Source organism: Olsenella uli (genome assembly GCF_901212675.1).
Taxonomy (GTDB): domain Bacteria; phylum Actinomycetota; class Coriobacteriia; order Coriobacteriales; family Atopobiaceae; genus Parolsenella; species Parolsenella uli_B.
On record NZ_CAAKOQ010000004.1, the window covers coordinates 1 to 13,368 of the forward strand.

10 protein-coding genes are annotated in these 13,368 nt (G+C 66.9%); 1 reads left to right on the forward strand and 9 read right to left on the reverse strand.

Annotation, left to right across the window (positions count from 1 at the left end; all coding sequences use genetic code 11):
* Nucleotides 1-104 precede the first annotated feature (104 nt).
* The gene (pgi, locus tag EFAMC1_RS00300) at nt 105-1,790 is read right to left on the reverse strand and encodes a glucose-6-phosphate isomerase (RefSeq protein WP_154052354.1); all 1,686 of its coding nucleotides are present in this window, start codon (nt 1,788-1,790) and stop codon (nt 105-107) included.
* Nucleotides 1,791-2,062: 272 nt separating this feature from the next.
* Nucleotides 2,063-2,668, reverse strand: a complete 606-nt coding sequence (locus tag EFAMC1_RS00305; RefSeq protein WP_154052355.1) for a hypothetical protein — start codon at nt 2,666-2,668, stop codon at nt 2,063-2,065.
* A gap of 280 nt (nt 2,669-2,948) precedes the next feature.
* Here EFAMC1_RS00305 and trxA point away from each other — a divergent pair, with 280 nt between their 5' ends.
* On the forward strand, nt 2,949-3,269 hold the full coding sequence (trxA, locus tag EFAMC1_RS00310) for a thioredoxin (RefSeq protein ID WP_154052356.1): 321 nt from the start codon (nt 2,949-2,951) through the stop codon (nt 3,267-3,269).
* 364 nt (nt 3,270-3,633) lie between these two features.
* Here the strand turns inward: trxA and EFAMC1_RS00315 are convergent, their stop codons facing one another.
* The 7 genes from EFAMC1_RS00315 to EFAMC1_RS00345 form a co-directional block, all read right to left on the reverse strand.
* Complete coding sequence (locus EFAMC1_RS00315) at nt 3,634-4,146, reverse strand: metallophosphoesterase family protein (RefSeq protein ID WP_154052357.1); 513 nt, start codon at nt 4,144-4,146, stop codon at nt 3,634-3,636.
* A gap of 164 nt (nt 4,147-4,310) precedes the next feature.
* Entirely contained in the window at nt 4,311-5,033 is a 723-nt protein-coding gene (locus tag EFAMC1_RS00320) for a LytR/AlgR family response regulator transcription factor (RefSeq protein WP_187324465.1), read from the reverse strand.
* Between the two features lie 13 nt (nt 5,034-5,046).
* Nucleotides 5,047-6,246, reverse strand: coding sequence for a histidine kinase (locus tag EFAMC1_RS00325; protein WP_154052358.1), 1,200 nt, complete (start codon nt 6,244-6,246; stop codon nt 5,047-5,049).
* A complete protein-coding gene (locus EFAMC1_RS00330; protein ID WP_261981686.1) occupies nt 6,228-7,538 on the reverse strand; it encodes a hypothetical protein in 1,311 nt (436 codons plus the stop codon). Before EFAMC1_RS00330 ends, EFAMC1_RS00325 begins: the two co-directional genes overlap by 19 nt.
* 87 nt (nt 7,539-7,625) lie before the next feature.
* Nucleotides 7,626-8,243 carry a QueT transporter family protein gene (locus tag EFAMC1_RS00335; RefSeq protein ID WP_154052359.1) on the reverse strand — a complete coding sequence of 206 codons (618 nt, stop codon included), beginning with the start codon at nt 8,241-8,243 and terminating at the stop codon, nt 7,626-7,628.
* Between the two features lie 233 nt (nt 8,244-8,476).
* Nucleotides 8,477-12,013 (reverse strand): pyruvate:ferredoxin (flavodoxin) oxidoreductase, encoded by a 3,537-nt coding sequence (nifJ, locus tag EFAMC1_RS00340; RefSeq protein WP_154052360.1) that lies wholly within the window; start codon nt 12,011-12,013, stop codon nt 8,477-8,479.
* A gap of 647 nt (nt 12,014-12,660) precedes the next feature.
* Entirely contained in the window at nt 12,661-13,314 is a 654-nt protein-coding gene (locus EFAMC1_RS00345; protein WP_154052361.1) for a hypothetical protein, read from the reverse strand.
* Between the last annotated feature and the right edge of the window lie 54 nt (nt 13,315-13,368).

The window sequence follows — 13,368 nt, forward strand, 5'->3', positions numbered from 1 at the left end:
GGCGTCCGGATGGACGACCGGCGGCCTTTTGTGCTCGCAATGCCGCATGCTTCACGCGGCTTGGGAATCACCGCAGCGTACGGCCGCGCCGCAGCGCCCAATCCCTACTTGCGGCGAGCGCGGTAGAACGCGATGAGCGCCTGCGTACTGGCGTCCTGCTTGGCCAGCGCCTCGTCGTCGTGAAACGCGGGCGTGATCTGCTTGGCCAGCTGCTTGCCCAGCTCGACGCCCCACTGGTCGTACGAGTCGAGCCCCCAGACCGTGCCCTCGACGAACACGATGTGCTCGTACAGCGCGATGAGCTCACCCAGCGCCTTAGGCGTCAGCGCCTCGCCAAAGATCGAGGTGGTCGGACGGTTGCCCTCGAAGCAGCGGGCCGGCACCATCCACTCGGCCGTGCCCTCGGCACGCACCTCGTCGGCCGTCTTGCCAAAGGCCAGTGCCTTGGTCTGCGCCAGGAAGTTGCCCAGGAACAGCTCGTGCACATCCTGGTCACCGTCCTTGGTGGGGTTGGCGGTGTTCACGAAGGCGATGAAGTCGGCCGGGATGGCGCGCGTACCCTGGTGAATCAGCTGGTAGAACGCGTGCTGGCCGTTCGTGCCGGCCTCGCCCCAGAAGACCTCGCCGGTGCCCGTGGTGACCGGCGTGCCGTCCCAGCGCGTGCTCTTGCCGTTGGACTCCATCGTGAGCTGCTGCAGGTAGGCCGGGAAGCGGTGCAGGTACTGGTTGTACGGCAGCACCGCATGGCTGCCCATGCCGAAGAAGTTGACGTACCAGACGTTGATGAGGCCCATCAGCGCCACGACGTTCTCCTCGAGCGGCGTGCTCTTGAAGTAGTCATCAACCTCGTGGAAGCCGGCGAGGAACTCCTCGAAGCGCTCGGGGCCAAACGCGATGATGAGCGACAGGCCCACGGCGGAGTCGACCGAGTAGCGACCGCCGACCCAGTTCCAGAAGCCGAAGGCGTTCTCCGGGTCGATGCCGAACTCCTCGACGAGGTCGAGCGCCGTGGAGACGGCCACGAAGTGGTGGCGGATCGCGTCGGCATCCTGACCGGCCGAGCCGTCGATGGCGCCGGCTGCGCGCAGGCTCTTGAGCAGCCATGTCTTGGCCTCGCGCGCGTTGGTGATGGTCTCGAGCGTGGTGAAGGTCTTGGAGACGATGATCACGAGCGTGGTCTCGGGGTCGAGGCCCTTGACCTTCTCGGCCATGTCGTTGGGGTCGATGTTGGAGACGTAGCGGCAGTCGATACCGGCGTCGGCGTAGGGCCTGAGCGCCTCATAGGCCATGTTGGGGCCCAGGTCGGAGCCGCCGATGCCGATGCTCATGACGTGCTTGATGGCCTTGCCGGTCACGCCCTTCCACTCGCCCGAGCGCACCTTGTTGGCAAAGGCGTACATGCGGTCGAGCACCTCGTGGACGTCGGCCACGGTATCCTGGCCGTCAACGACGTACTTGCCCTCGTCACTCTTGGGACGGCGCAGTGCCGTGTGGAGGACGGCACGGTCCTCGGTGGTGTTGATGTGCTCGCCGGCGTACATGGCGTCGCGGCGCTCCTCGAGCCTGACGGCACGGCCGAGGTTCACGAGCAGCTTGACGGTCTCGTCGGTGACGAGGTTCTTGGAAAGGTCAAAGTGCAGGTCGGCAAGGTCGAAGGAGAGCTTCTCGACGCGCTTGGGGTCGTCGGCGAACCACTTCTTGAGGTTGATGTCCAGCTCGTCGTGGTGGCGCTGGAGCGCCGCCCACTCGGGCGTGGTGGCCGCATCGATAGGTGCCGGGATATTCGACATGTGTCCTCCTCCGGGACGATGCCGACGCCTGCCCGCGGGCGTGGCGCGGCAACTGCATACCACAGAGAGGATACCCCCGTGGCAGGTGGCTCACTCGTGGGGTTCGGGGCGCGGGTTGGATGGGCCGGCGAGGCGGCGCTCCGGGGCACGGGTTGGATGGGCCGGCGAGGCGGCACTGGGGGTGCGGGTCGGCCGGCCGAGTGGGGCAGCGGCCAGGGCGCGGTTTGCGCTTGCGCGACGGCCGCGCAGGGTCGCGGCGGAGAATACACGTGCTAGTACGGCTCGCCGAGGGGCGGAAGCTGCTTGAGGCGCGCCCACATGAGCTGCTTGGCCTTGGGATTGGAGAGGCTCTCCTCGAACCCGCCGAGCGCCATGACGCGCATGCCCAGGAGCTGCACCACGTAACCCGCCTGGAGCGTGGCGGCCTCGAGGCTCTGGAGCTCGACGAGCTCGTCGGCGAAGGCCTCGCGCAGAGCCGCCGCGGCCGGCTCGTCCAGGGCGATGACCGTGGAGGGGTCGAGGGTTACGATGGCGAGGCGCAGCGTGCCGGGCACGAGCGGGTAGCCGTCGGCGTCGCGGGCGGAGAGGCCCACCCAGTCCTCGGGCGCGTAGCCGAGTGCGCCGAGCGCTGCGCGCAGGGCCTTGCCGTCCGGGCCGGAGAGCAACGCGGACGCGCCAGCTGGGGAGGCGCCGGGCGAGGTAGGCACGTCGGTAGGGGCAGCGTTCGCGGCAATCCCGCCGTCCGAGGTGCCCTCCTCCGGCTCGCCCTTCAGCAGCAGCACCTGCGAGAAGGCGTTGCCCGCCATGACCACGCCCGCCTCGGCCAGGTCGCCAAGCTCGGCCCTCGCCTTGTCCAGGAACTCCTCGCCCACGCCCATGCTACTCCCCTGCCGTCGTTGTCGCCCGATCGCAGCGCCGCACCCGCACGCACTCACGCGCCCGCACGCATCCGTACACTCGCACGACGCTGCGCCCGCGAGCCCCGAGTTCGCGCGCGCCGCCGCTCCCCAGCCGCCCAATTCCGCTAGCGCGATTCTACCGCCCCGTCGCTGACACGTTTCCGCGCGTTCGGGTATAAGGCGCATCGACGTAGAAACCGCGGGGCGCAGAGCCTCGCCGGCGCCGGGCCGGGGAGCTCGGCCAAAGCAGGAGGCAAACATGGCATCCCAGGCAATCACCAAGGATACGTTCGATTCCGTCATTACCGAGTCCGACAAGCCGGTCCTCGTCGACTTCTGGGCCAGCTGGTGCGGCCCGTGCCGCGCCCTCTCCCCCGTGGTCGAGGAGATTGCCGACGAGATGAGCGACCGCCTCGCCGTCTACAAGTGCAACGTCGAGGAGGAGCAGGACCTCGCGATGCGCTTCCAGGTCATGTCCATCCCCACGCTCATCCTGTTCAAGGACGGCAAGGCCGTGCATACCATGGTCGGCAGCGCCCCCAAGGGCCGCATCGTCAAGGAGCTCGAGGAGTACCTGTAAGGGATTGCCGCTGGCCCATGGGGGACGCACATTGGCCCGGCCTCGCACCTGAGTAAGGGATTCGCGCCGACCCGGGCCCATGCCTGACACGTTGGCCTCCTGATTGTCAGAAACTCGCCCAGAAGGGGTGAGAAAATGACAATCAGGGGCCAACGTCATAATGGTCAGAAACCCGACAAGAACGGAGCTTGGTTGGGGGCAGTACACGGAGCTTGGTTGGGGGGCAGTGCGGGGCCAACAGGCGCGAGAGCTGGCGAACGCCGACAGGGGCGGATGCCGGCGAGCCCTCGTGGGCGTGGGCGCCGACGGCCGAAGGGCGAGGCGCTCCGAGCGGCGAGGAGCTGGCAGCCGACGGGCAAGCCGCCTACCAGCCGAAGAAGAAGCCGTGGCCCCAGCCGCGGCGCTCCTCCTGGCCATCGCCCAGCTTGATGATCTCGGCCGAGGTCACGTGGCCGTCCTCCACGAAGATGCGACCCATCGTGGGCCCGGCGGCGCTGCGCGGAAACGTGGGGCTGCCCGGGTTCATGAGCAGTGAGCCGTTGGCCTGGCGCTCGCAGACCGGCACGTGCGTGTGGCCGAACACGCCCACGTCGAAGCGGTCGCCCGTGAGCTTCTCGCGATAGTGCGTGACCGAGAAGTGCAGGCCCTCGTACTCGAAGCGCACCATGCGCGTGACGTCGGGGCCGTACTCGCCCGACCAGTCGTTGTTGCCCAGGCACAGGCGAAGCGGCGCCAGGGCGCCCAGCGTGGCGAAGTCCTCCTCGGAGGTGATGTCGCCGGCGTGGACGATGAGGTCGCAGCCGTCCAGCTGGTCGAGCACCTCGCGCGAGAGGCGCCCGTGGGTGTCACTCAACACGTCAATGCGCTTTGCCGTCATGTCGTCCCCGCCCTTCGCCGCCGTGAGAGTGCTGATTGTAGCCGTTGGCGCGCCGGGGCGCGCGGGGAGCATGCCGAGACATGCGAGGGGCAAACGGCAGGAACACCGCCGCGGCCGTCAAGACGCACGAGACGGATGACACGGACGCCGCGGCCCGAACCCTCCTACAGCCCGAGCGCACGCTTGAGCTGCACGACGCGACGACGCGACACGGCGATCTTCTTGCCCTCGACGCCGGCGATGCCCAGCTGCATCACGCCGCTCGCCACGACCTCGACATCCTCCACGTACTGGAGGTTCACGATGTAGCCGCGGTGCACGCGGAAGAACCCGTGCGGCGCCAGCTTGGCCTCAAGCTGCGCGAGCGAGATGACCGACAGGTAGCGGTCCGTGTCAGTGTAGATGCAGGAGTAGTCGTCCTTGGCCTCGATGTAGCGGATCTGGTCGATGGGCACGAGCACCTTGCGCCCGCTCTTCTCGACCGGGATGCGCTCCGCCGGGGGCTGCGGGGCCTGCTGCTGGCCCCTGCCGCGCTCCTCGATCTTGTCGAGCGCCCGCTCGAGGCGGTCGGTCTCGACGGGCTTCATGAGGTAGTCGACGGCATCGACGCCAAACGCCTCGAGCGCGTACTCGCTGTACGCGGTAACGAAGACCACCGCCGGCGGGTTCTTGAGCTTGTGGAGCGCCTCCGCAAGCTGCATGCCGTTGGTCTTGGGCATCGAGATGTCGAGGAAGAGCACGTCCGGACGCCCCTCCATGAGCTTCTCGACCGCCTCGCGGGCGCTCGACGCCTCGGCGACCTCCTCGACCCGGCCGGTCTCCTCCAGAAGGAAGCGCAGCTCGGAACGCGCAGGCGCTTCGTCATCGACAATCATGGCTCGCAACATTGATCCACCCCTGTTACTCGTGTACGGCGGCGCGTGCCAGACGCATCGTCACGCACGTCCCCTCCCCGGGCTTGGACATGATGTCGAGGCCCGAGCCATACCCATAGAACCTATCGAGCCGCTCCGAGACGTTCCTCAGAGCGATGCCCGTTCCCTTCTCGTCTTTGGAGCACGTACCGTCGTGGCGGCAGTTGATACCCGCGAGCAACGACTTTCTTGTTGCCTCGTCCATGCCGAAGCCATCGTCGGCCACGGCGATGAGCATATCGTCGCCGTCGGTGTCGGCGCGGACGTCGATGTGGAGCGGCCCATCGTCGCGCATGGCGTGGCGCACCGCGTTCTCCACCACCGGCTGCACGATGAACGCCGGCACCAGCACGTCGCCGCAGCCCGGCGCGATGTGCTCGCTCTCCTTGATACGGTCCTCGCCAAAGCGCGCGTGCTCGAAGCGCAGGTAGCGCCGCGTCTGCTCGAGCTCGCGCGAGAGCGGGATGAGCTGGTCGGAGCTCTCGAGCGTCTGGCGATAGAAGACCGCGAACTCACGGAGCAGCGCCCTGGCCTGCGTGGGGTCTGTGCGCGTGAAGGCGGCGATGGTGTTGATCGTGTTGAAGAGGAAGTGCGGGTTGATCTGCGCCTGCAGGGCCTTGACCTCAGCCTTTGCCGTGAGCTCGGCCTGACGGTCGAGCTCATGCGTGGAGAGTTGCGTGGAGAGCAGCTGGCCGAAGCCGCGCGCGATGGCAAGCTGGGTGCGGTCGATGTCAGCCGGCGAGCGGAAGTAGAACTTGATCGTGCCGTATGTGCGGTTCTGCACGTTGAGCGGCACGACGATGCCGCCGCGCACGTTCCTGGGCAACTCGGGGACCTTGTCGTTCGTGTTGGCCGGGTCGTCATCGCCGCGGGTCTGGAACATGCCCAGCTGGCCGGTCTGGAGAACCTCAAGCGTGGCGGCTGTGTGGATGGGGCTTCCCGGCGGGAAGTCTGCCGCGAGGGCACCCTCGTAGGCAAGCACGCGCTCGGTGTCGGTCATGGCCACGGCGATGGCGGTGGTCTCGGGAAGAAGCAGGCGGCAGACGTCCTGGCAGGAGGGCCGGCTCAGGCCGTCGCGCATGAGGTCGAGCGTCTTGGACGCCAGGCTCAAGATGTGCTCCGTGGCCTGCGAGCTACGCATGTCACCCAAACGGGACAGGCGCCCGCTCAGACGATGTGGCGGCATTCCTCTTCCTTCCCCGACGTCGCGGATTCATGGGTTGGTGGTGCCTCGTGGGAGGTGGCCGATGCAGGTGCGGGCGCGGCCTGCGTTGCTGCGGGTACGGCCTGCGTTGCTGCGGGTGCGGCCTGCGTGTCCACGGGCTTGGCCGCGTTGGCAAGCCCAGCACTCTTGGCCGAGGTGGTGCGTTCCTTGCTGGCCGACAGCTCGATGACCGCCTGCGCCAGGACCTCGTCGTTCCAGAGGCCATCGATGACGCTGGGCCAGAAGTTGAGCAGCCGCGCGTAGTTGGGCGCGTTCTGCTCGGCGTAGGCCCGAGCCTCCCTGCGCCCATGCGTCCAGATGCGGAAGTTGGCCACGTGGTCGGGTCCCACAATCGCGCGCACGAGCGCCGTCTTGGCAATGCGGCCGTCGAGCTCGGACGAGATCCAGCGCCCCGGGTAGGGCATGAGCGAGTCAGGCGTGACCTTGCGAAGACCCGGTCGATTGGCACAAAAGGACAGCTTGGCACGCTCGTAGAGCCAGCGGTAGACGTCCTGGAGGAAGCGGTTGGGCTCGTCGGGCGTCTCGGGTGGGAGGTGGCGCGCGTACCACGAGCCGTCAAACCAGAGGTCGAGGCCAACGAGCCGCAGGTCAAAGAGGTAGTCGAGGTCCTCGCCGCGGGTAATCCACGGGTCGAAGGGCGCGCGCGAGTAGGCTTCGGCATGGATGGCCAGGCAGCCGCCGCAGGCGTAGTTGGAACGGCAGATGCGCGTACCCGCGAGGGCGCCGCGCATCCAGGAGTTGAACTCGGCCCGCTTGGACCACCAGCGTTCCCAGAGCTTTGCCTCGCCCTCGTTGGCGATGTGCGAGCCGGCCTCGTCGATAAAGTGGCCGGTCTTGGCAAGCAGGCGCAGGTCTTGGCGGGTGAGCTGGCCCAGGCCCCAGACGGCCTCGACGAGGAACTCGCTCGAGAGCGCGACCTCGTCGTCGTCCATGAAGACCACGACGTCATGCCCGAGCAGCGCCGAGGCCACGAGGCCCATGTTGCGGATGGCGCCATAGCCGCGAAGCGAGACGGTCTCGCCGTCCATGCCCGGGCACACCTGGTCGATGCGGCCGGAGATGAGACGCGCCTCCGCAGAACCGATGACAAGCGGGTTGAGCGCCGGGTGGTCGCGCACGATGGCGTTGACGCGGGCGCGCGCCGCGGCCTCGGCGGAGGGCGACGCCACGAGCAGGATAATGGTGCGAATCACGCCGCGAACGTCATCAAGCGAGTCGAGGCAGCGGGCAAGCTCTGGGAGGGGCTCGTCCACCGCAGTGGCATGATCATACGACCCCACCCGCATTGGGTCCTGCGCCCAATACGTCGGTATGACAATCGCGGGATTCACGGCTGCTCGCTATTCGCGTGACGACACACGAGGATTCGCGGCCTTGTTGCCGGCGAGAAGCCCCGGCAGCGCAGAGTGCGAGAGCGCCCGCGCAAGCGGCAGGCCCAGCACGTAAAGCACCACGGCCTCGCCGACGCCCGTGGTTACCAGGCCAAAGAGGTACATGAGGGGATAAGACCCCTCAAGCGAGATGGACGTGAGCGGGATGGTGTAGAAGCCCAGGCCCGAGAGCATCACCGGCAGGTAGGCCGGGACGATGAGGGCGTTGGCCGCCACGGGCCCCAGCACCGCGAGCACGGGGCGCTTGCGCATCTTCCAGGTGAAGAAGGCACCCAAGAAGGTGGCAAACGAGCCGAACACCACGTCGAGCAGGCCGAGCGTGCCCGTACCGCCCAGGACGATATTGGCCGCGTTGGCCACAATGCAGCCCAGCGTGAGGCCCGGAATGGCCTCGGGCGTGAAGAGCGCGAGCACCGTGACGGCCTCGGAGATGCGGAACTGGATGGGACCCCAGGCGAGGCCGCCGAGGAACAGGATGGCCACCAACGTGGCGGCCGCATAGATGGCTGCGATGACGCCGATGCGTGCGACGCGCTCCGCTCCGATTCCAGAAACCTGCTTGGTCATGACTTATTTCCCCCTTGTTTCAAACAGCTTCTTCATTCTACCTCAGAAGGCCTATTTGTCACCGTTTACCGACAGCTTGTTGCCACTCGCGGCGAGGTGGTCGCAGTACGGGCGCATCTCTACTAATTGGCGCTAGACGGCCCACCAAGACGCCGACAAGAAGAGGGTCCCGAGACCGTAGTCCCGGGACCCTCTCAGCTCACCCTATCGAGCGGCGCAGGAGCGCCAAGCCCTTAGGCCTCGTTGTAGACTGCCTTGAGCTTCTCGAGGTAGGCGTAGCGGTTCATGGCCGCCTCCTCGTTCTCGGCGAAGAGCTTCTCCGCGCGCTCCGCGTTCTGACGGACGAGGCGGTTGTAACGGGCCTCGTTCATCAGAAAGTCGCGGTAGCCGCCGGCCGGGGCCTTGGAGTCGAGCGTGAACTTCTTGCCCTGCGGCGCAGCCGGGTTGAAGCGGAAGAGGTTCCAGTAACCGCACTCGACGGCCTTCTTCATCTCGGACTGGGCGTGAATCATGCCGCCCTTCTTGATGGAGTGCATCTCGCACGGGCAGTAGCCGATGACCAGTGACGGGCCGTCGTAGGCCTCAGCCTCGGTGATGGCCTTGAGGGTCTGGGCGGCGTTGGCGCCCTCAGCGACCTGGGCGACGTAAATGTAGCCGTAGTTCATAGCCAGCTCGGCGAGGCCCTTCTTCGGGGTGGTCTTGCCGGCAGCGTCGAACTGGGCGACCTGGCCGAGGTTGGAAGCCTTGGAGGCCTGTCCGCCGGTGTTGGAGTAGACCTCGGTGTCGAAGACGAAGACGTTCACGTCGTTGCCAGAGGCGAGGACGTGGTCGAGGCCGCCGAAGCCGATGTCGTAGGCCCAACCGTCGCCGCCGAAGATCCAGAAGGACTTCTTGGTGAGGTACGCCTTGTCGGCCAGGATCTCCTTGGCCTTGGCGTCGTCGGACTTCTCGAGCTCGGCGACGAACGCGGCCGCGGTGGTCTTGCTGCCCTCGACGTCCTTGCGGGCATCGATCCAAGCCTGGGCGGCGTCCTTCAGCTCCTGCGTGGCGGAGTCAGAGGCGATGAGCTCCTGAGCGTCGGCGACGAGCTTGTTCTGGACGGCGTCATAGCCGAGCTTGAGGCCGAGGCCGTGCTCCGCGTTGTCCTCGAACAGCGAGTTGTTCCACGCCGGGCCGTGACCAGCCGCGTTCACCGTGAACGGGCAGGTGGCAGCCGGGTTGCCCCAAATCGAGGAGCAGCCGGTGGCGTTGGAGATGAACATGCGGTCACCGAAGAGCTGGGTCACGAGACGGGCGTAGCTGGTCTCGGCGCAGCCGGCGCAGGAGCCGGAGAACTCGAGCAGCGGCTTGTGGAACTGGCTGGCCTTGACGTTGTTGCCAGCGAACTCCTTCTTCTCCGTGACCTTGTCCACGCCGTAGTCCCACACGGGAGCCTGGTCGAGCTCGGACTCCTGCGGAACCATGGTGAGGGCGTCCTTCGGGCAGACCTGGACGCAGTTGGTGCAGCCCATGCAGTCGAGCGGGGAGACGGCCATGGTGAACTTGTAGCCGGCCATGCCCTTGCCCTTGGCGTCAATCATGCGCATGGCCTCAGGCGCGGCGGCAGCCTCGGCCTCGGTCATGACGATCGGGCGAATCGTGGCGTGCGGGCACACGAAGGCGCACTGGTTGCACTGGATGCACTTGCTCTCGTCCCAGTGCGGCACGCTGACGGCGACGCCGCGCTTCTCGTACTGAGAGGCGCCAAGCTCCCACTGGCCGTCGGGGTTGCCCATGAACTTGGAAACCGGCAGGGAGTCGCCCTCCATGCGGTTGATCGGCTCCATGAGCTCCTTGACCTGCTTGACGATGGCCTCGCGGCCCTCGATCGTGAGCGTGGACGGCTTGTCCTCGGCCGTGGCCCACTCGGCAGGGACCTTGAACTCGTGGAACGCGGTGGCGCCGGCGTCGATGGCCTTGTGGTTGGCGTCGACGATGTCCTGGCCCTTCTTCATGTAGGACTTGGTGGCGGCGTCCTTCATGTACTGGATGGCATCAGCCGCGGGCAGCACCTTGGCGAGCGCGAAGAACGCGGACTGCAGCACCGTGTTGGTGCGCTTGCCCATGCCCACCTTGGCGGCCAGGTCGATGGCGTCGATCAGGTAGACCTTGATGCCGTTCTTGGCGATGTAGCGCTTGGCAGCCGCCGGCATCTTCTCGTCGAACTCCTCGTCCGACCACTGGCAGTTCACGAGGAACGTGCCGCCCGGCTTGATGTCGCGGGACATCGGGAAGCCCTTGACGATGTAGCTGGGGTTGTGGCAGGCGACGAAGTTAGCCTTGTTCACGTAGTACGGCGAGCGAATCGGGGAGTCACCAAAGCGCAGGTGCGAGACGGTGACGCCGCCGGTCTTCTTGGAGTCGTACTGGAAGTAGGCCTGGACATACTTGTCGGTGTGGTCGCCGATGATCTTGATCGAGTTCTTGTTGGCGCCCACGGTGCCGTCGCCGCCGAGGCCCCAGAACTTGCACTCGATGGTGGAGGGGTCGGCCGTGTTGGGCGTCTCCTCGGCCATCGGGAGCGACAGGTTGGTGACGTCGTCGACGATGCCGATGGTGAACTCTCGCTTGGGCTGGTCGGCCTTGAGCTCCTCGTAGAGGGAGAAGGCGGCGGCAGGCGTGGTGTCCTTGCTGCCGAGGCCGTAACGGCCACCAACGACGACGAGGTCAGAACGGCCGGCCTCGTAGAGCGCAGTCACGACATCCTCGTAGAGCGGCTCGCCCACGGAGCCCGGCTCCTTGGTGCGGTCCATGACGGCGATCTTCTTGACGGTCTCGGGGAGGACGTCGACGAAGTGCTTGATGGAGAACGGACGGAACAGGCGGACCTTGACCAGGCCGACCTTCTCGCCGTGCGCGTTGAGGTAGTCGATGACCTCCTCGAGCGTGTCGCAGAAGGAGCCCATGCAGACGACGACGCGGTCAGCGTCGGGAGCACCGTAGTAGTTGAAGAGGCCGTAGTTAGTGCCGAGCTTCTTGTTGACCTCGTTCATGTAGTGCTCGACGACCTCAGGCAGCTTGTCGTAGGCCGTGTTGCAGGCCTCGCGGTGCTGGAAGTAGATGTCGCCGTTCTCGTGGGAGCCACGGGCGTGCGGGTGCTCTGGGTTGAGGGCGTGGTCGCGGAACGCCTGGACGGCGTCCATGTCGAGCATGTCCTTGAGGTCCGCGAAGTCCCACATGGCGACCTTCTGGATCTCGTGGGAGGTGCGGAAGCCGTCGAAGAAGTTGATGAACGGAACCTTGCCCTCGATGGCAGAAAGGTGCGCAACCGGGGAGAGGTCCATGACCTCCTGGACGTTGCCCTCGCCGAGCATGGCGAAGCCGGTCTGGCGGCAGGCCATGATGTCGGAGTGATCACCGAAGATGTTCAGCGCCTGGGTGGCCACGCAGCGCGCGGACACGTGGAAGACCGTGGGCAGGCCCTCGGCGGCGATCTTGTACATGTTCGGGATCATGAGGAGCAGACCCTGGGAGGCCGTGTAGGTGGTGGTGAGGGCACCAGCACCAAGGGAACCGTGGACGGTGCCGGCGGCACCACCCTCGGACTCCATCTCGATGACGTTGACGGGGGTGCCGAAGACATTCTTCATGCCCTGGGCGGCCCACTGGTCGACGTGGTCGGCCATGGGGCTCGACGGGGTGATCGGGTAGATGCCCGCCACCTCCGTGTACGCATACGAGACGTATGCGGCGGCCTCGTTGCCGTCCATTGTCTTGAACTTACGCGCCATATCCTCTCCTTCTATACCCGCTCGCGTGGTGGCCCGCAGAGCGGGCCTCGGCGGTCTCCCCCATGGCGGCAGCCGAGCCACACGAAATCACCCTCGGCGGCTTCTTTCCCCGCCCGCCGAAAGGTGACGCCTTATACAGCAATGTGATTATTGCTCAAATGGCTACGATTTAGTCATCAATTTGAGAAGAATCTGGGCGGGGCCCCGCGGAGGCAGGTACGAAGGGCGCCAGCATAAAATACCTGCTGCAATGTGGTAATTGGTTGAGCGGGGGTTTTGTCGGGGCTGGACCCGGGAGGGCGCGGGCGGCGGTTTTGCCGGCCATTGGACAAACGTCATTGACGGATGGTCAATTGTGTTGGGAGCGTGGGGCGGGAACGCCAGGGCGGGCCCGCCGTCGCCCTCGCCCGAAGCTTCGCGAGCGCCCGCCCGCCGGCCTTCGCTCCCGGCGGCTTTCGCTGCCACGGCCGCGGGCCTCGCCTCCGCCCGGCTCGCTCCGCTACCCAGCCTCCACTGGCCGGTCCTCGCCCCCGTCGCCGACTCTCGCCGCCCCTCTCACAGCGAACGTGCGCATAACCGAGTTTTTCGGCGAGCAACAGGCTCGAAAAGTCGGTTATGCGCACGTTCGTTTGGGCACGGGCGATGGACTAGCGGCCGGCGCGGTCGAGGAGACGGGCCCAGCCGTCGGCAAAGCGACGGGCGCGGTCGCCGGAGGCGTCGGAGGCGACCACGACGCCGTGCTCGTCCGAGACGAGGAAGGCCTCCCGGGGCGCGAGCGTGCCGTCGGCCACGGCCTCGACGAGGTTCGCGTCGCGGCGGACCGACAGACCCAGCGTGTGGGCGAGGTCGGCGATGAGCGACGCCGAGCCCGAGGCCACCTCGCCCGGCGCCATGCCGCACACGAGCGCGCCGTCGAGGGCCACCCAGAGCGTCTCGGGCGCCACGTCCGTCTCGGACGCCTCGCGCTCGGAGGCTTGGGCACGCTCGACGAGGGCGGCGAGCGTGGTGTCGGCGAGCGGCGCGTAGTCGCCCACGGCCATGGCGGCGCGGCCCTGCGCGTCGAGCACGAGCATGAGAACACCGTCGGGGTGGGCGGCCGAGCCCTCGGCAAGCGTCCACTCGATGTGCTGCTTGGCCCACCCAAGCAGCTGCTTTGTGGGATGCGCGCCGTTGACCGTGCGTCGGCCGAGCGCGCGCAGGTGGCGGTTGGCGGCCGGGAGGCGACGGTTGGACAGGCGCCAGCGGCACACGAGGACCGGCTCGCCCACCTCGAACTCCTGCGGAATCTTGCCGTCTGCCATGGTCTCTCCTCTTCGATGTCGGCCGCGCGCGGGCGCCGGGTGCGGGGCGCGCGG